At 36.8% G+C, this 21,250-nt stretch carries 11 protein-coding genes; all 11 read left to right on the top strand.

Features of this window, described 5'->3' with window-relative positions; all coding sequences use genetic code 11:
• Positions 1–12: 12 nt before the first annotated feature.
• The 11 genes from nadE (at position 13) to E7419_00875 (ending at position 20,981) form a co-directional block, all read left to right on the top strand.
• Complete coding sequence (nadE, locus tag E7419_00925; protein ID MBE7013751.1) at positions 13–741, top strand: NAD(+) synthase; 729 nt, start codon at positions 13–15, stop codon at positions 739–741.
• 10 nt (positions 742–751) lie between these two features.
• A complete protein-coding gene (locus tag E7419_00920) occupies positions 752–2,839 on the top strand; it encodes a glutamine synthetase type III (GenBank protein ID MBE7013750.1) in 2,088 nt (695 codons plus the stop codon).
• Positions 2,840–3,290: 451 nt separating this feature from the next.
• A complete protein-coding gene (rpoB, locus tag E7419_00915; GenBank protein ID MBE7013749.1) occupies positions 3,291–7,121 on the top strand; it encodes a DNA-directed RNA polymerase subunit beta in 3,831 nt (1,276 codons plus the stop codon).
• Positions 7,122–7,155: 34 nt separating this feature from the next.
• Positions 7,156–10,695, top strand: a complete 3,540-nt coding sequence (gene rpoC / locus E7419_00910) for a DNA-directed RNA polymerase subunit beta' (GenBank protein MBE7013748.1) — start codon at positions 7,156–7,158, stop codon at positions 10,693–10,695.
• Between the two features lie 368 nt (positions 10,696–11,063).
• The gene (locus tag E7419_00905) at positions 11,064–11,483 is read left to right on the top strand and encodes a 30S ribosomal protein S12 (protein MBE7013747.1); all 420 of its coding nucleotides are present in this window, start codon (positions 11,064–11,066) and stop codon (positions 11,481–11,483) included.
• Between the two features lie 182 nt (positions 11,484–11,665).
• Positions 11,666–12,136, top strand: coding sequence for a 30S ribosomal protein S7 (gene rpsG / locus E7419_00900; GenBank protein MBE7013746.1), 471 nt, complete (start codon positions 11,666–11,668; stop codon positions 12,134–12,136).
• A 24-nt stretch (positions 12,137–12,160) separates the two neighbouring features.
• On the top strand, positions 12,161–14,245 hold the full coding sequence (gene fusA, locus E7419_00895; protein MBE7013745.1) for an elongation factor G: 2,085 nt from the start codon (positions 12,161–12,163) through the stop codon (positions 14,243–14,245).
• Between the two features lie 90 nt (positions 14,246–14,335).
• Complete coding sequence (tuf, locus tag E7419_00890; protein ID MBE7013744.1) at positions 14,336–15,538, top strand: elongation factor Tu; 1,203 nt, start codon at positions 14,336–14,338, stop codon at positions 15,536–15,538.
• Positions 15,539–15,729: 191 nt separating this feature from the next.
• A complete protein-coding gene (locus tag E7419_00885; GenBank protein MBE7013743.1) occupies positions 15,730–16,467 on the top strand; it encodes a transposase in 738 nt (245 codons plus the stop codon).
• A 150-nt stretch (positions 16,468–16,617) separates the two neighbouring features.
• A complete protein-coding gene (locus E7419_00880) occupies positions 16,618–17,916 on the top strand; it encodes a hypothetical protein (protein ID MBE7013742.1) in 1,299 nt (432 codons plus the stop codon).
• A 179-nt stretch (positions 17,917–18,095) separates the two neighbouring features.
• Positions 18,096–20,981 (top strand): S-layer homology domain-containing protein, encoded by a 2,886-nt coding sequence (locus tag E7419_00875; GenBank protein ID MBE7013741.1) that lies wholly within the window; start codon positions 18,096–18,098, stop codon positions 20,979–20,981.
• Positions 20,982–21,250: the final 269 nt, after the last annotated feature.

Genomic DNA, 21,250 nt, shown 5'->3' with positions numbered 1-21,250 from the left:
TAAGGAGCAAGAATGAGAGACTATAAAGAAGAAACTATAAAAAGAGTTGAATTTATTAAAACAGTTTTAAAAAATGCAGGGGCAAAAGGCATTATATACGGTAACAGCGGAGGAAAGGACTGTACACTGGTCGGAATACTTTGTAAAATGGCAACCGATAACGTGCTTGGAGTTATGATGCCCTGCCAGTCTAAAAGAAATTATACCGAAGATGTTGAGGACGCTCTTAATGCCGCAAAGAAGTATAATATTGAAACTGTAACAGTTGATTTAACTGAAGCAAAACTTACCTTAAAGTCCGCAGTGGAAAAAGTATATAAAGTAAACGGTCTTGCCGATGCCAATATGAATCCAAGACTTCGTATGATAACTCTTTATTCTTTAGCACAGGAGAAAAATTATCTTGTTGCGGGAACAGGGAACAGAAGCGAAAGGCATATGGGCTACTTTACGAAATGGGGAGACGGTGCTTGTGATTTTAACCCAATCGCAGACCTTACGGTTACAGAGGTTTATGAATTCTTAAGATATTTGGATGCCCCTCAAAATATAATCAAAAAAGCACCTTCTGCCGCTTTATATGAAGGGCAGACGGATGAAGATGAAATGGGAATTTCCTATGAAAAAATTGATAACTATATATTAAACGGCATCGCCGACAAAGAAGATAAAGAACTTATTGACAGGGCATATAAAAGGTCAGAACATAAAAGAACTATGCCTAAAGTATATAAAGAGTAGAGGTTTACGTATGACAAAAATTCCTGAATTATACGCAAGTATGTGCTTTAACGAGCAAGTAATGAAAGAAAGACTTCCCGAAGATGTCTATAAATCTTTAAAAAGAACAATGGAACAGGGTAAGTCGATTGACAAAGAAATAGCAAATACCGTTGCAAATGCTATGAAAGACTGGGCGATTGAAAAAGGTGCAACCCACTTTACCCATTGGTTCCAGCCTATGACAGGGGTTACTGCAGAAAAGCATGATTCCTTTATTTCCCCTAAGGGAGACGGAAATATCATAATGGAATTTTCCGGAAAGGAACTTATAAAAGGGGAACCTGACGCGTCATCATTCCCGTCAGGAGGACTTCGTGCAACCTTTGAAGCAAGAGGATATACTGCGTGGGATCCTACATCTTATGCCTTTATTAAAGACGATTCTTTATGTATTCCTACAGCATTCTGTTCATATACAGGCGAAGCGCTTGATAAGAAAACTCCGCTCCTTCGTTCAATGGAAACTATAAATAAAGAGGCGCAAAGAATACTTAAACTCTTTGGCAAAGTTGAAAAAAGAGTGCTTCCTACAGTTGGTGCAGAACAGGAATATTTCCTTATTGATAAAAAATATTTTGATTTAAGAAAAGACCTTATATATGCAGGAAGAACACTTTTTGGAACAAAACCTCCGAAAGGTCAGGAAATGGATGACCATTACTACGGTATTATAAAACCAAGAGTTTCCGAATATATGAAGGAACTGGACTTAGAGTTATGGAAACTTGGAATTTTAGCAAAAACCAAGCATAACGAAGCCGCACCTGCTCAGCATGAACTTGCGCCGATTTTTACAACTTCAAATATTTCAACCGACCAGAACCAGCTTACAATGGAGGTTATGAAAAAAATTGCTGAAAAGCATGACCTTGTGTGCTTACTTCACGAAAAACCATTTGCAGGAGTAAACGGAAGCGGTAAGCATAATAACTGGGCGCTTTCTACATCAAGCGGTGTTAATTTATTGGAACCGGGCGACTCTCCTCAGGATAATGCACAGTTTTTATTATTCCTTGCAGCAGTTGTAAAAGCAGTTGACGAGTATCAGGATTTACTCAGAATTTCTATTGCTTCTGCAGGAAATGACCACAGACTCGGTGCAAATGAAGCACCTCCCGCAATAGTTTCAATGTTCTTGGGAGAAGAACTTACTGAAATTTTAGAGGCTATTATATCGGGCGAAGAATATAAAGAAAAAGAAAATGCACAAATGGAAATAGGAGTTCACGTTCTTCCTAAATTCCCTAAAGACACGACTGACAGAAACAGAACATCTCCTTTTGCATTTACAGGTAATAAATTTGAATTTCGTATGCTTGGCTCAAGTGAATCAATTGCCTGCGCCAATTACATATTAAACACAATTGTAGCCGAAGAACTCTGCCAGTTTGCAGATATTTTAGAAAAGGCTGACGATTTTAAAAAGGAACTTGACAGGCTTATCAAGAAAACCTTTAAAAACCATAAACGAATAATTTTTAATGGAAATAATTATTCTGACGAGTGGGTAGAAGAGGCAGAAAAAAGAGGGCTTCTAAATTATAGGAAAACACCTGATGCGCTTGTTCACTTTGCAGACAAAAAGAATATTGACCTCTTTGTTAAACATGGAATTTTTAACGAAAATGAAATTGTATCAAGGCAGGAAATACTCCTTGAAAGTTACGCAAAGGTTATAAATATAGAAGCACTTACCATGGTGGATATGGTAAATAAAGATATCTTGCCTGCTGTAGCATCATTTTCCAAGGAACTGGCAGAACTGATTTTAACAAAGAAAAAAATATCTCAAAAAATTATATCCTCTTATGAAGAAGAAACTTTAAATAAACTCTCAATCCTGTCAAAAGAACTTTATGAAAGAATAAATGACTTATCACAAAGTATTGAAGAATTAAAAAAGATAGAAGACATAGAGAAAAAAGCATTTTTCTCATCTCAGGTACTTATTCCTAAGATGGAAAAAATAAGAGAAACGGCAGACAGTATGGAAGATAAAACTTCAAAAGAATACTGGCCTTTCCCAACTTATGGAGAACTGCTGTTTGGAGTTTAAACTCCAAACAGCTAAATTCGCATACTGCGAGCTAAATTGAACAAGTTCAGCTAAATGTACTTCGTACGCTAAATGTGCCACGCACAGACTAACAGTTATATTACATTAAGTAGTTAAGAACGCAAAAGATGCCATACGGCCTTTTGCGTTTTTTTAATTCCATAAATTCCGCAAGGAATTTATAATACCATAATTATTCATTCTTCATTATTCAATATTCATTTAAAAAATTTTTAAGAAAAATTTTTTTAAATTAGTGCTTGACATCTTTACTTAATTGTGATAAAATGGTAAGACGATTTAATGGGATATTTTCGCCTTTTTTTGGAAAAAAGGCTTAAAATTAGGTATTTTAAAGGGTTTGTTAAACGGGAATTCAAACCTTTTAAAAGATTCTTTGAAAAAATTTTATACAGGAAAAATTCCCCAAAAAAATAATGAGGTGATAAATGTGGCGCATCCGGTTAAGTACGGAAAGGTTGAAAGAGTCAACTTTTCTAAAATTGATGAAGTATTGGCACCACCAAATCTGATTGAAGTTCAGAAAAAGTCTTACGATTGGTTTACAACCGCAGGGATTGAGGAAGTTATTGAAGAAATCGGTCCGATAAGTCCTGATGTTGGAGCTTATGATCCTATAAAGGATAAGGGCGCAAGCGGAAGTACTCACTATCTTGAGTTTTATGACTTTAAATTTGATGAGGAGCCAAAATATTCTCTTACTGAAACTAAAATCAGAGAAACAACTTATGCGGTTCCCACAAGGTCCAAAGTTCGTCTTGTAAACAGAGAAACAGGCGAAGTTAAGGAACAGGAAATCTTTATGGGAGATTTCCCTTTAATGACAGAATCAGGTACATTTATTATAAACGGCGCGGAAAGAGTTATAGTCAGCCAGCTTGTACGTTCTCCGGGTGTTTATTTTGCTATGGTAAGAGATAAGTCTGGTAAACAACTTTTCTCATCAACCATGATTCCTAACCGCGGTGCATGGATAGAATTTGAAACTGATACTAATGACGTATTCAGTGTCAGAATTGACAGAACAAGAAAAGTTCCTGCTACCGTTTTATTAAGAGCGCTTTCTCATCAGATAGATGAAGACGGTGTATCAAGAAAAATTTTAAATACCGAAACAAATGAAGAAATAAAGGCAATGTTTGGCGAAGATGCCCTTATTTTATCAACTCTTGATAAAGATACCACAACCAATTACGAAGAAGGTATCTTGGAAATTTACAAAAAATTAAGACCGGGCGAACCACCTTCAGTGCCAAGCGCTCAGTCGCTTATAAATAATTTATTCTTTGATCCGAGAAGATATGACTTAGCAAGAGTCGGAAGATATAAATTCAATAAAAAATTATCTTTTGAAAATAGGGCTTTGGGCTTAAAATGCGCAAGTGATGTTATCTGCCCTGCAACAGGCGAAATTTTAGCAAGTGCGGGCGAAATATTAACAAGAGAAAGTTTATCTTTGATTGACAGATCTCCTGTAAATATAATCACTGTGTTCGATTCGGAAGAAAAAGAAGTTAACATTATGTCGAATGACACTTGTGACATCAAGTATTTTTACGAAAATGCCGACACTAAAATTATTAACGAACAGGTTAAATATTCAGTATTAAAAGAACTTATGGATAAAGCGGAAGAGGACAAACTTTCCGAAGAAGAAATTTTAGATTTAATCTATAAGAATAAAAAATCACTGATGCCTAAAAATGTTACTGTTGAAGATATTTTAGCAACAATTAACTATCATATAACAATAGTTCACGGTATAGGAAATCAGGACGATATCGACCATTTGGGAAACAGACGTCTTCGTTCAGTAGGCGAACTTTTACAAAATCAGGTAAGAGTCGGCTTTACAAGAATGGCAAGAGCAATTAAAGAAAGAATGATTACCCAGCAGGATATGGATTCTGTAACTCCTCAGAGTCTTGTTAATATAAGACCGATAGTTGCAGCAGTTAAAGAATTCTTTGGTAACTCCCAACTTTCTCAGTTTATGGATCAGACTAACCCTCTTGCAGAACTTACTCATAAGAGAAGACTTTCTGCTTTAGGTCCCGGCGGTTTGTCAAGAGACAGAGCGGGCTTTGAAGTGCGTGACGTTCATCATACACATTATGGACGTATGTGTCCTATCGAATCTCCTGAAGGTCCGAACATCGGTCTTATCGGCTCACTTTCAACTTATGGTATAGTTAACGATTATGGCTTTATTGAAGCACCTTACCGTAAAGTTGATAAAGAAGCAGGGGTTGTTACCCGTGATGTTGAGTATATGACAGCCGATGTTGAAGATAATTATATTATTGCTCAGGCAAACGAACCATTAGATAAAGATGGTAAATTTATAAATAAACGTGTAACTGCAAGAAGAAGAGACGAATTTTTGGAAATTGAAGCGTCAAAAGTAGATTATATGGACGTTTCTCCTAAACAGGTTGTATCAGTTGCAACAGCAATGATACCATTCTTAGAAAACGACGATGCTAACCGTGCCCTTATGGGATCTAACATGCAGCGTCAGAGTGTTCCTCTTCTAAAAGCACAGGCACCTATTATTGCAACAGGTATGGAATACAGTGCCGCTGTTGATTCAGGTGTTGTTATTTTGGCAGAGTGTGATGGTACTGTTACTAAAGTAAGCGGTGACCACATCACAATCACAGGCAAAAATAAAAAAGTGTATGATTATGACCTTATTAAATTCAAACGTTCAAACCAGTCAACTTGTATAAACCAAAGACCTATCGTTAAAGTAGGCGATAAAGTTAAAAAAGGTCAGGTAGTGGCTGACGGTCCTTCTACATCAAACGGGGAAGTTGCGCTTGGTAAAAACGTACTTATAGGATTTATGACTTGGGAAGGTTATAACTACGAAGATGCTATTTTAATAAATGAAAGAATAGTTAAAGAAGATGTGTTCACATCTATTCACTTAGAAAAATATGAAACCGAAGCAAGAGATACCAAACTCGGTCCTGAAGAAATCACAAGAGATATCCCTAATGTAGGGGAAGACGCATTAAAAGACCTTGACGAAAGAGGTATCATAAGAATAGGTGCAGAAGTAAGACCTGGCGATATCTTAGTTGGTAAAGTTTCACCAAAAGGCGAAACAGAAGTTACCAGCGAAGAAAGATTACTTCGTGCAATCTTCGGTGAAAAAGCAAGAGAAGTAAGAGATACATCGCTAAGAGTTCCTCACGGGGAAGCAGGTATTATAGTTGACGTTAAAGTGTTCACAAGAGAAAACGACAACGAAATGGCTCCCGGTGTTAATATGATAGTAAGAGTAAGTATTGCCCAGAAGAGAAAAATCTCTGTCGGGGATAAAATGGCAGGCCGTCACGGTAACAAAGGGGTTATTTCAAGAATACTTCCTGAAGAAGATATGCCATACTTACCTGATGGTACAACTCTTGATATCGTGTTAAATCCGCTTGGCGTACCAAGCCGTATGAACATCGGTCAGGTGCTTGAAGTTCACTTGGGTTATGCAGCAAGAGCGCTTGGCTGGAATATCGCAACACCGGTATTTGACGGTGCAAACGAAGACGATATTGCTAAAACCTTAGTTGAGGCAGGTTACTCGGAAGACGGTAAAACAGTTCTTTATGACGGAAGAACAGGGGAACCGTTTGATAACCGCGTTACTGTAGGTATAATGTATATGTTAAAACTTCATCACCTGGTTGACGATAAAATCCATGCCCGTTCAACAGGTCCATATTCACTTGTTACTCAGCAGCCTCTGGGCGGTAAAGCGCAGTTTGGTGGTCAGAGATTCGGGGAAATGGAAGTTTGGGCGTTGGAAGCTTATGGTGCAGCCTATACACTGCAGGAAATATTAACTGTAAAATCAGACGATATTGTCGGCCGTGTTAAGACTTATGAAGCAATTGTTAAAGGGGAAAATGTTCCTCGTCCGGGAGTTCCCGAATCCTTTAAAGTTCTTATCAAAGAACTTCAGAGTTTAGGTCTTGATATGAAAGTGTATGCAGCAAATGATGAAGAAATCAATTTAAAAGACACCGATGACGATGTTATTCCTGCTCCAAGAAAGATTGAGTCGGAAGAAGACTTAATTGATTATGCAGAAAATGAAGAGCATTCTGAGGACGAGGATAACGATGAGGATAGAAATTTAGACTTCGCTGATGAAGACCTTCTTGACGATTATGATGAAGAAGTTAGTGAAGACGACATTATGATAGATGATGACGAAGATATAGACGCAATATTAGAAGAAGAAAGCGAAGAATAATTTAATCCCAATTAAAATTGGAGGGAGCATTTAAATGGTTGAATTTAACAGTTTTGAAAAAATAAAAATCGGCTTGGCGTCCCCTGAAAAAATCAGAGAATGGTCTTACGGAGAAGTTAAAAAACCCGAAACCATAAATTACAGAACTCAGAAACCTGAAAAAGACGGTTTGTTCTGCGAAAAAGTTTTTGGTCCTCAAAGAGACTGGGAATGTCATTGCGGTAAATACAAAAGAATCAGATACAAAGGTGTAATATGTGACCGTTGCGGAGTTGAAGTTACCCGTTCAAAAGTAAGAAGAGAAAGAATGGGGCATATTGAACTTGCAACACCTGTTTCTCATATATGGTATTTCAAAGGAATACCAAGCAGAATGGGACTACTTTTGGATGTTACACCAAGAGTTTTGGAAAAAGTTTTATACTTTGCAGCGTATATTGTAACCGATGCAGGTAAAACAAACTTAATGGATAAACAAATTCTTACAGAAAAAGAATACAGAGAAGCAAGAGAAAAGTACGGCGATAAGTTTTCTGCAGGAATGGGTGCAGCAGCTGTCAAAGAACTTCTTGCTAAAATTGACCTTGATAAAATGAGCGAAGATTTAAAAGAAGAAATCTTGGGCGCAACAGGTCAGAAGAAAATTAAACTTATTAAAACTTTAGAAGCAGTTGAAGCGTTCAGAACATCAGGAAACAAACCTGAATGGATGATACTTGACGTTATCCCTGTAATTCCGCCCGATTTAAGACCTATGGTACAACTTGACGGCGGCAGATTTGCAGCGAGTGACTTAAATGATTTATACAGAAGAGTTATTAACAGAAATAACCGTCTTAAAAAACTTTTAGAGTTAAACGCACCTGACATTATAGTAAGAAACGAAAAGAGAATGCTTCAGGAAGCAGTTGACGCTCTTATTGATAACGGCAGACGCGGTAAGCCTGTTGTAGGACCCGGTAACCGTCCTTTAAAATCATTATCTGATTTATTAAAAGGTAAACAGGGCCGTTTCAGACAGAACTTACTTGGTAAACGTGTTGACTATTCAGGCCGTTCAGTTATCGTTGTAGGACCTACACTTAAATTATATCAGTGTGGTCTTCCTAAAGAAATGGCACTCGAACTTTTCAAACCTTTCGTTATGAAATGTCTTGTTGAAAAAGGCAAGGCTCACAATATAAAGAGTGCCAAGAGAATGGTTGAAAGAGTAAAAGACGAAGTATGGGATATCTTGGAAGAAGTTATCAAAGAACATCCTGTTTTACTAAACCGTGCTCCTACTCTTCACAGGCTTGGTATTCAGGCATTTGAACCTGTACTTGTAGAAGGAAGAGCCTTAAAACTTCATCCTCTTGTTTGTACAGCGTATAACGCCGACTTTGACGGTGACCAGATGGCTGTCCATCTTCCTCTTTCAGCAGAAGCACAGGCTGAAGCAAGATTTTTAATGTTATCTGCAAATAACTTACTTAAACCTCAGGACGGTAAACCTGTTACAGTTCCTACACAGGATATGATTCTTGGAAGTTACTACTTAACAGTTGTTGACGAAAATGAGAAAGGTGCAGGTAAAATATTTGCTGATTTCTCAGAAGCAATCCTTGCTTATGATAACAATGTTGTCGGACTTCATGCTCCAATCAAAGTAAGAAGTTTTAAAGAAATTGACGGCAAGATGGAATCTAAACTTATAGATGCTACCGTTGGTCAGATTATATTTAATGAAAACATTCCTCAGGACCTTAAGTTTAAAGACAGAGAAATCGTTGACGGTAAAATCCCTGAAACTTTCTTTGACTTAGAAATCACAGTTCCTGCCGATAAGAAAATGCTTGGTAAAATAATTGATGCCTGCATAAGAGAACACGGTACAACAGATACAGTAAGCGTTCTTGATGAAATTAAAGCATTAGGCTTTAAATATTCAACAAGAGGTGCCGTAACAGTAAGTATTTCGGATATGGTTGTTCCGAAAGAAAAGAAAGGTTTCATTGACGAAGCAGAAAACAATGTTCTGGAAATCACAAAACAATTCAGACGTGGTCTTATTTCTGACGAAGAAAGATATAATCTTGTTATTGAAGAATGGACCAAAACTACCGATAAAGTTACAAAAGCACTTATGGGCGGTCTTGATAAATTCAATCCGATATTTATGATGGCAAACTCAGGTGCGAGAGGTAGTGTTAACCAGATAAGACAGCTTGCAGGTATGCGTGGTCTTATGGCTAACACAACAGGTAAAGCAATCGAAATTCCTATCCGTGCGAACTTCCGTGAAGGTCTTAACATTCTGGAATACTTTATCTCAACACGTGGTGCGAGAAAAGGTCTTGCCGATACTGCGCTAAGAACTGCCGACTCGGGTTACTTAACAAGAAGACTTGTTGACGTATCTCAGGATATAATTATCCGTGCAGACGACTGCGGAACTGACGAAGGTATTGTTATTTCCGATATTATGGACGGTAACAGAGTTTTAGAATCTTTGGAAGAAAGATTAAGAGGAAGATTTGTACTTGAAGATTTATATGACGAAAAGGGCAACCTTTTAGTTGATAAAGATACAATGATTAGTGAAGCAATTGCTAAGAAAATTGTTGAAGCAGGTATCAAAGAAGTTAAAATCCGTTCAGTGTTAGGTTGTCACTTAAGACACGGCGTATGTGCTAAGTGTTACGGTAAAAACCTTGCAACCAACGAAAAAGTAAATATAGGCGAATCTGTTGGTATTATTGCTGCTCAGTCCATCGGTGAACCGGGTACTCAGCTTACAATGAGAACCTTCCACTCAGGTGGTGTTGCGGGAGACGATATCACACAGGGTCTTCCAAGAATTGAAGAACTGTTCGAAGCAAGAAGACCAAAGAAATTTGCCATAATCTCTGACCTTGACGGTAAAGTTTCTTATTCTGAATCTAAAAAGAAAAGAGAAATTACTGTTACAGGGGAAGACGGTCAGGCTGAAACCTACCAGATTGCTTACGGATATGAAACAAAGGTACAGGACGGCGATGTGATTAAAAAAGGCGATCCTATTACCGGCGGTTCAATCTATCCACACGATATATTAAGAGTTCAGGGTCCTGAAGCCGTTTGGAAATATCTTTTAAAAGAAGTTCAGATGGTTTACAGAAACCAGGGTGTTGATATTAACGATAAGCACGTTGAAGTTATTGTAAGGCAGATGATGAGAAAAGTTAAAATTGAAGATAACGGCGATTCATCATTCTTAACAGGAAGCCTTGTTGATACTTTGGAATATGCAAATGTTAACGAAGAACTTATAAAAGAAGGAAAAGTTCCTGCAAAAGGCAACGTTGTACTTTTAGGTATAACAAAAGCATCTCTTGCTACCGATTCATTCCTTTCTGCAGCATCATTCCAGGAAACAACAAGAGTTCTTACCGAAGCCGCAATCAAAGGTAAATCCGATCCGCTTATCGGCTTAAAAGAAAATGTTATTATCGGTAAACTTATCCCTGCAGGTACAGGTATGAATATCTATAAAGATTTTGGTTATAATATAAAATCCGAAGATAACAGCGAACAGGAAGAAATAGCAAATTAAAATCAAAGATTTAAAAATTTGTTGACTTTTCTTAAAAAATAAGATAAAATATTAAATTGGTAAGATTCTGCACAAGCAGAATCTTGCCAATGAATAATGAATAATGAATAGTGAATAATTGCGGTATAAATCGCTTTGCGATTTATGGAATTAAAGGGAAATCTGCGATTTTAAATAATTCCTGATTATATAAGAAATATAAAAAAGTTTATGGGATTAAATGAAAATGAAATTAGAAACGACAAAATCGCTGCATAGCATGATTTTGTCTTCCTTCATTCCTAATTCCTAATTCCTCATTATTAATTTGCTTTAAAATCCACAGGATTTTAAATATATATAATAAACATAGGAGGTGAAATTAAAAGATGCCTACATTTAATCAGTTGGTAAGAAAAGGCAGAAAGTCACTTGTTAAAAAGTCAACTGCGCCTGCTCTTCAAAAAGGTCTTAATACCCTTAAAAAACTACCTACTGACCAGAGTTCTCCACAAAAGAGAGGTGTTTGTACATCAGTTAAAACTACAACACCTAAAAAGCCTAACTCAGCGCTTAGAAAAATTGCCAGAGTAAGACTTACAAACGGGATTGAAGTTTCTTCATACATTCCTGGTATTGGTCACAACTTACAGGAACACAGTGTTGTTCTTATAAGAGGTGGTAGAGTTAAGGATCTTCCTGGGGTACGTTACCACATCATCAGAGGTACACTTGATACCGCCGGTGTTGCTAACAGAAACCAAGCGAGATCTAAATACGGTGCAAAAAGACCAAAAGCTGCAAAATAATCAAGCAGCATAAAACTAATTAAAAAAGAAATTTAAAAGGTTATAGGTGTCTTAGTACTTTTTAGTTTATTGTATATATTTATTTTTAATTTGTGTATTTGATAAGCGTGTTAAAAAGTGCTAACAGTGAATTAGTCATTGAGTACCTGCGATAACCATTTATTGCGAAAGGGGGAAGTAAAGTGCCAAGAAAAGGTAATATTCCAAAAAGAGAAGTTCTGCCTGATCCACTTTACAATGATGTAGTTGTTACAAAACTTATTAACAACATAATGTTAGACGGTAAGAAGGGTGTTGCTCAGAAGATCGTTTATGATGCATTCGACATTGTAAAAGAAAAATCAGGAAAAGAACCTTTAGAAGTTTTCAACGAGGCTATGAACAACATTATGCCACTTCTTGAAGTAAAAGCAAGAAGAGTCGGCGGTGCTACTTATCAAGTACCAATGGAAGTTAGACCTGAAAGAAAACAAACTCTTGGACTTCGTTGGTTAACAACATATTCAAGAGCAAGAAATGAAAGAACTATGCGTGAAAGACTGGCTGGTGAAATCCTTGATGCTGCAAATGCAACAGGCGGCGCAGTTAAGAAACGTGAAGATACTCATAAAATGGCTGAAGCAAATAAAGCTTTTGCTCATTACAGATGGTAATTTTTTAACTAGGAGGAAATGTTTGTGCCAAGAGAATTTAGTTTAGAAAAAACAAGAAACATTGGTATTATGGCGCACATTGATGCTGGTAAAACAACCACTACCGAAAGAATTTTGTATTACACAGGTAGAGTTCATAAAGTTGGTGAAACCCACGAGGGTGGCGCTACTATGGACTGGATGGAACAGGAACAGGAAAGAGGTATTACAATTACTTCTGCTGCTACTACTGCTCAATGGAAAGGCCATAGAATCAATATCATAGATACTCCTGGGCACGTTGACTTCACTGTTGAAGTTGAACGTTCTCTTAGAGTTCTTGACGGTTCTGTTACTGTATTCTGCGCTAAAGGCGGAGTTGAACCTCAGTCAGAAACCGTTTGGCGTCAAGCTGATAAATACGGTGTTCCTCGTATGGCTTACGTTAATAAAATGGACATTATGGGTGCAGACTTTTATAATGTTGTATCCATGATGAAGGACAGATTATCTTGTAATGCTGTTCCGATTCAGTTACCAATAGGTTCTGAAGATACATTCAAAGGTATCGTTGACTTAGTTGAAATGAATGCCGATGTGTATTATGATGAAATGGGTAACGATATGCGTGTGGAAGAAATTCCGGCGGATATGAAGGAAAAAGCAGAAGAATACAGAAATGAACTTTTAGAAGCAGTTGCTGAACTTGATGAAGACCTTATGATGAAATATTTAGAAGGTGAAGAAATCACAACTGCAGAAATCAAAAAAGCATTAAGACAGGGTACAATCGATAACAAAATCGTTCCTGTTTTATGTGGTACTTCTTACAGAAACAAGGGTGTTCAGAAACTTCTTGACGCAGTTGTTGACTTTATGCCTGCACCGGTTGATATCCCTGCTATTAAGGGTGTTGTTCCGGGTACAGAAGAAGAACAGGACAGACCTGCTGATGATAACGCTCCTTTCTCAGCGTTAGCATTCAAGATTATGACCGACCCTTATGTTGGAAGACTTTGTTTCTTCAGAGTTTATTCAGGAACTTTAAAATCAGGTTCCGGTATCTTAAACTCTACTAAGAACAATAAAGAAAGAATTGGTAGAATTCTTCAGATGCATGCTAACCACAGAGAAGATATCGAAATGGTTTACTCAGGCGATATCGCTGCTGGTGTTGGTTTTAAAAACACAACTACCGGGGATACTCTTTGTGATGAAGCACATCCTATTATATTAGAATCAATGGAATTCCCTGATCCTGTTATCAGAGTTGCTATTGAGCCTAAAACTAAAGCAGGTCAGGAAAAAATGGGTATTGCCCTTTCCAAACTTGCTGAAGAAGACCCAACATTTAAAACTTATACTGACGATGAAACAGGTCAAACCATCATCGCAGGTATGGGTGAACTTCATCTTGAAATTATCGTTGACAGACTTTTAAGAGAATTCAAAGTTGAAGCAAATGTTGGTAAACCTCAGGTTTCTTACAAAGAAACTATCAGAAAACCTGTTAAAATTGAACACAAATATGCAAGACAGTCCGGTGGTAAAGGTCAGTACGGTCACGTTCATCTTGAACTTATTCCGCAAGAACCTGGTACAGGCTACAGTTTTGAAAACAAAATTGTCGGCGGTGCTATTCCGAAAGAATACATTCCTGCTGTTGACGCAGGTGTTCAGGGCGCTATGGAAAGCGGTGTCCTTGCAGGTTATAATGTAGTTGACGTTAAGGTTGTACTTTATGATGGATCTTACCACGAAGTTGACTCATCTGAAATGGCGTTTAAGATTGCCGGTTCAATGGCATTCAAAGAAGGTTCTAGAAAAGCAGACCCTGTTTTACTTGAACCAATAATGAAAGTTGTTGTTATCGTTCCTGAAGAATATATGGGCGATGTTATCGGCGATATTAACTCAAGAAGAGGTCGTCTGGAAGGTATGGAAGCACGTCAGGGTGCACAGCAAATCAACGCATTTGTTCCGCTTTCAGAAATGTTCGGTTACGCAACCGACCTTCGTTCCAGAACACAGGGCAGAGGTAACTATTCTATGGAACCAAGTCACTACGAAGAAGTGCCTAAATCCGTAGGAGAAAAAATTATTGCTCAAAGAACTAAGAAAGAAGAATAAAAGTCTTGCTTTTTTATCAAAAATTTATTATAATGAAATTATAAATTCATCAGGCATCCGAAATGTCTGATAATAAGGGAGGAAATTAAAATGGCAAAAGCTAAGTTTGAAAGAACCAAGCCTCACGTTAACATTGGTACTATCGGTCACGTTGACCATGGTAAAACAACTTTAACAGCGGCTATTACAAAAGTTTTAAGTTTAAAGGGCCAGGCAGAATTCTCTGCTTACGATAACATCGATAAGGCTCCGGAAGAAAGAGAAAGAGGTATCACTATCTCTACTGCTCACGTTGAATATGAAACAGAAAATCGTCACTATGCACACGTTGACTGCCCAGGACACGCCGACTACGTTAAAAACATGATCACTGGTGCTGCTCAGATGGACGGTGCTATCCTTGTTGTTTCTGCTGCTGACGGCCCAATGCCTCAGACAAAAGAACACATTCTTCTATCTCGTCAGGTTGGCGTTCCTTATATCGTAGTATTTATGAACAAAGCTGACCAGGTTGATGACGAAGAATTATTAGAATTAGTTGAAATGGAAATCAGAGAACTTCTTAACGAATATGAATTCCCTGGAGATGATACTCCAATCGTTAAAGGTTCAGGTCTAAAAGTTCTTGAATCAACATCTACTGATCCTAACGCTCCTGAATACGCTTGTATTCTTGAACTTATGGCTCAGGTTGACTCTTATATCCCAACTCCTGACAGAAAAGCTGACTTACCATTCTTAATGCCTGTCGAAGACGTATTCTCTATCACAGGTCGTGGTACTGTTGCTACAGGTAGAGTTGAAAGAGGTCAGTTAAAAGTTTCTGAAGAAGTTGAAATCGTTGGTTTAACAGACGAATCAAGAAAAGTTGTTGTAACAGGTATCGAAATGTTCAGAAAACTTCTTGACTATGCTGAAGCTGGGGACAACATCGGTGTTCTTTTAAGAGGTGTTCAGAGAAACGAAATCGAAAGAGGTCAGGTTCTTGCTAAACCAGGAACAATCACACCTCACAAAAAATTCCAGGCTCAGGTTTACGTTCTAAGTAAAGACGAAGGTGGTAGACATACTCCATTCTTCAACAACTACAGACCTCAGTTCTATTTCAGAACAACTGACGTTACAGGTCTAATCACATTACCAGAAGGCACAGAAATGTGTATGCCTGGTGATAACGTTGTTATGAACGTTGAACTTATCACACCAATCGCTATCGAAGAAGGATTAAGATTCGCTATTCGTGAAGGCGGAAGAACTGTTGGTTCAGGTGCTGTTATCTCTATCGTTGAATAATTAAAACATAGAAAAATAAAAGAGCATCCCAAAAGGGATGCTTTTTTAATATCCAAACAAAATGGACGCAAAAGGGACAGACCCCAAAACGTCCGAAAAATGGACGCAATAGGGTCTGTCCCTTTTGCGTCCATTTCGGCTTGACATATTTTGTAAAATGTGATATTCTTTATTTGAAAGGTGGTTGCATTATGAGCAGAGGAAGCAGAGAGTACAGTGAACTTGGCATATATCACATTATGTTCAGGGGAGTCAATAAACAAAATATTTTTGAAGAAGATTTTGACTTTAAAGTTATGTCGGATTACATAAAAGAACTCAAAAAGAAGTTTTCATTTGAAATATATGCGTATTGTTTTATGACTAATCATGTTCATTTAGTTTTAAAAGAAAACAATATGGGGGATATTTCACTTATTATGAAAAATCTTCTCACAAAATATGCTTTGTATTATAATAATAAATATGATAGACGTGGACATCTGTACGAAAGCAGGTATAAAAGCATTCCGATAATGTCGAACGATTACTTTTTTGCTTCAGTAAGATATGTTCATCGTAATCCGGTAAAAGCGTTTGTCGTTGAAAAAATAGAGGATTACAATTGGAACAGTTATAATGAATATATTACAAATTATGACGGACTTGCAGATAAGGATTATCTTCTTAATATAATCGATTTAACACAATTTAAAAATATTCACTATGATGCATCTGATGACTATGACCCCTTTGATAAAAAACATCAGGATCTTATGGAATTAAGAAAACACATTGTAACTAATTATAAAATGGAACCTGAAGCAATTGCGGAATTGCCATCCTATCAAAAAAGAGGAATAATCGCTGAATTGCGTAAAACCTTTACCACAACTCTTATTTCAAAAATAACTAAAATCAAAGAAAGTACTTTAAGAAATTACCAATAATGGACGCAAAAGGGACAGACCCTTTTGCGTCCATTTTTCGGACGTTTTGGTGTCTGTCCCTTTTGCGTCCACTTGTGTTAATAAATTAACATTGAAAAATGTCATTTTTTGTGGTATTATATACTTGATATAAAAAAGGGGGTTATTACAATGTGGCCATTTATTAAAAGCAAGAGGGATGAGAACTCAAAAGATTTCAAATACAAATATTTTTCTAACGACAAATTGTCAGAAAATCCGAGTTATGAACTATCTAATTTATACGACAGATGTGTTGAAGAGATGACTTTGCAACAGGCGAAAAGAGATCAGGTATTTACCTTGTACCTTGCAATGTTTTCCTTTTTGGTTCCCTTTGCTTTGTCAACTGCGGGCATAACCGATGTTGCAAAAGGTATTATATTTTTTGCCCTTGCCATAATCGGCTGGATGTTTGCGCTTATCATTGAAAGATACCGTATATATAAGGAATCCTACTGGCTCTGCTGTCAGACTATTACTAATCTTATGAGTTTTAAAGAAGGCTCACTTGACAAAAGAACAATTCAGGCAGTTTACTATAGATGTATTTATAAAAAAGGCGAAAAATACGTTGATTTTGATAAAAAGAAATATAAAAGACGTAAGTTTTATAAAGGCAACATTTTCAGCGGAGAAACGATATACTATCTGATACATTCCTTTATAACAGCAGGAATGGTGTACTTAGGAGTTTATCAAACCTTTCAGAATAATCCGTATTTATCTGCAATCAGTTTGCATATTGTAGCAATAGCCCTTTCCGTTTTGATTTTTACAGTGCTCACAATATTCTATTTTGAAAGGCTTTTAGAAGTGTATTCAGTCCTTCTTGATGATACAGGCGATGCATTCAATATTGCCTTTTCAAAAGCGTGGTTTTTGCATTTCTATGTTGAAAAATCTTTTTTCGACCTTGCAACATCGTTTGATATGGATGGCGAAGTGTTAAAAGGCGTTGTCCCGAATACCAAAAGCTTCTTCCATCATCTTGAAGAAGGCGAATTTATTGAAAGTGACGGGCAGGATGCGTATTATAAAATTATTATAGTAGCAAACGGTGCTGTAAAATATGGCGAAAACACAATTGGTAAAAAAGAAATATGCACATTTTTGCCCGGTCAACAGTATATACTTAACGCAGAAGCAGATACAACATTAGTCGAAATAAATGTTAAAAATCCAAAATCAGAACCTGTAATAAATAAGGTTGAACTTGATGAATATGAAAAAGAAGAGCCTCATACCCATCCCGGCACTTATCAGCTTATGTATACATTTGATGATAATAAATGCAAAATGAACTTCGGGAAAAGAAACATTTATCTCGGCAGCGACACGCTTTTCTACCTGCCATATGGAGATAAACATAATATGGAAGTTGAAAAAGATAATAAAGCCAGCTTCGTTTTAATAGAAATAAAAATATAGTTATTGCCAAAATATTACGAAAAACTATTAAAATATCAAAACAAATACAGTATCATTACAAATATGTTACAACCATTGACACGTAAAAAAAAGTTTGGTAGAATGAGTACAACGAAAGTAAGGTATACTGTCTTAACTTTCAAAAAAATAAAAAATTTTTATAAAGGGAGGAAACTCAAATGAAAAACTTAAAGAAAATTGCAGCTTTAGTTATCGTTCTTGCTATGGCACTTAGCACAGTAAGCTTTGCAGCTTTTACTGATGTTGCTGCTGATGCAAGCTACAATGAAGCTGTAACAGTTATGTCCGCTCTTGGCCTATTAAAAGGTTATGAAGACGGTTCATTCGGCCCTGACAAAACTATCACAAGAGCAGAATTCGCTGCTGTTGTAGTTAGAATGTTAGGTATGGAAGATGCTGCTGCAGGTGCTGCTACAGCTACAAACTTCACAGACGTTCCTGCTTCTCACTGGGCAGCTGGATACGTTAAAATCGCTAACCAGAAAGAAATCATCTTAGGTTATGGCGACGGCACATTTGGTCCAGACGATGAAGTTACTTACGAACAGGCTATTAAAATGTTAGTATGTGCTTTAGGTTACGCTCCAATGTTTGCTGAAGTTAAAGATGCTTACCCAACATCTTACATGGCTCAGGCTAATACTCTTGGCATGACAGTAGGTGCTAACGGTAAAATCGGCGACAAAGCTACAAGAGCTATCGTTGCAAGACTTGCTTACAACGCATTAGATGACAAATTAATGGAACAAACAGGCTTCGGTACAGATAAGAACTTTGAACAAGTTAACAAAACTTTATTATCTGACTACCTAAAAGTTGCTAAAGTTGACACAACAGTTGATCCTGTAAGTTTTGCTGCAGAAGACGCTGCTAAAGTTACACTTGGTACAGCTGCATTAGCTTCTGAATATGATATGTTCTACACATCATTTACTGCTAATAATGTTACTTATACAGGTAACTACTTAATGGGCGGAACTTATGATGCTGTTGAAGGTCTTTCAATTCCTAGAGGTTATAAAGTAACCGCTTTCGTTGACTATAATGAAGACGATGAAGTTGTTTTAGCAGTTGTTCCAAAAGTTGGAAAAAATGAAACACTTGAAATAACAGGTACTCAGATGAAAGACGGAGCAGTTACTTGGTATGTTCCAGACAACACACAGACTACAAATGTAAATGAAGAAGTTAAAGGTAAATTAACTTACTACGCTACTTCTTCTGAAGAAACAGGTAAAGCTACTGAAGTTAAATTATCTTCAGATGTTAAAGTTTACTGTAACAATAACACATATTATACTGTAAACTCTTCTTCTGATATAGATAATGATTATGATGATGGCGCAATCCCTACAATGACACTTATCGAAAATACTGGTGACTCTCAGTATGACGTTATTATCTATTCTAAATTACAGTCAGGTATTGTTGAAGACATCTATGATTCTTCAATGAGAATTGGTACAAATCAAGGTTACACATACGACTTTGATAAAGAAATGGAAACTCAGACATATACACTTACAGATGTTAATGGCAAAGAATTAAGTTTTGCTGACATCAAAAAAGGTGATATTATAAACACATTTGTATCTGATGATAATCAAGGAAATTATTTCTATGAATACATCATTTCCGATGGCAAAATTGAAGGTTCTGTTTCTGAAACATCTAATGGTAAAGCATGGATCAACGGCACAGAATACAAAGATACTTACGGCAAAGTTGATGCAGGCGACAAAGGTATCTTCTATGTTGATATCGTTGGTGTAATCTTAGACAAAGAATTAGATGCTTCTTCAAGAACATTTGGTTTATTATATGCTATCTATGAAGATACAAACGGTGCTGACACAGAAGCAAAAGCGACTATCTATACAAAAGATGGTAAATTTGAAAACTATGCTTTCGCTAAAAACACTGAATTTGATGGTGTTGGAACTCAGAAAGCAAACTTGACAGTAAATAAAGCACAAAATGGTACTGTAACTTCTATTACAGGTCCTGCTGTTACTATTAATCAGCAACAAGTAACTCCAACTTTAAATAATACTATTGGTCTTGTAATGTACACTACAAACTCTGCAAGCGAAATTACTTCAATTACAACTGCTGCTAACATCGCTACAGCTACAACTAGCGAATACTCAGCTGTAAGTTCTATACAGAACAACTTGAAATTTGATGCTACAGATGATACTTTAGGTGGATACTATATTGAAGACGAAACAACAATTGTTGCTAACACAAATACATCTCTTGTAAAAGATAAAGATGCATTCTCTATTTCTTCAAAAGCTATCTTTGCTGACGAAGAACAGTATGATGTTCAGTATGTTATCAATGAATATGATGAAGTTGCATTTATCGTTGTATTTGATGCAAAAGCTAAAGTTGAACCTACTTCTTCTGTAATGGTTGTTTCTGCTGCTCCATCTACCGGTGAAACAGAAGACGGCGACCCATACAGCATAATCAGAGGTTATGTAGATGGTAAATTAGTATCATTCAATGTTGATGCTGATACAAACTACTATGATGCTGAAACTGAAAAAGCTCAGACTCCTGATAATGTAAGTCTTGCAGATATCAATGTTGGTGCTATCATCCAATACTCTGAAGGTGACTTTGCTCCTGCAGTAAGAATTATCGCTACAGCTTCTGAAGTTGCTGCTATCGCTGGCGGAACTCAGGACGAATGGGCTGACGACTACAGAGATGAAGATGAAGGTTACTTGAAATCTGGTTACGTTGCTAAATACGAATCTGGCGCAATCTACTTTGATGATGACAATGACGGTACTTATGTAAATACCGAAGACAAAGTTTCATTCAAACCAGGTGCTCCAACAGTTAAACTTGCTAACGGCAGAGTTTACGCTAACAACTATTCAATTTCTGACGCTGAAACAGTTAAGAATGCTACATGGAATAACAACGCTGGAGACGAAACAGGTAACGACGATATCGTTATCATCTACTGCTTCGATAAAGACAGCAAAGTTTGCGTAATCATCGACGCTGCTAACGATAACAGAAGATAAGATTAACTTAACTAAAATTAAATTAAATCTTATAAATAAAACTCCCGAGATTTTCTCGGGAGTTTTTTTATGCAATTATTTGTATTAGATTGTAGGGGAGGGCTTCCATGCCCTCCCGAAGACAAAGATACAAATCATAAAAAGAAAAAGGAACCGAATAAACGGTTCCTTTTCTTGTGTGGGATTATCTAAAACCGGAGGGGATTAATTCCGATTTTAGTACATAAGTTATCACAACTTATGCTCAAGAAAATATTTCTTGAAAAGGG

The organism is Oscillospiraceae bacterium (genome assembly GCA_015068525.1).
Classification (GTDB): domain Bacteria; phylum Bacillota; class Clostridia; order UMGS1840; family HGM11507; genus SIG450.
The sequence above is the reverse complement of the archived record's forward strand: the minus strand, read 5'-3'. Positions and strand labels throughout refer to the sequence as shown.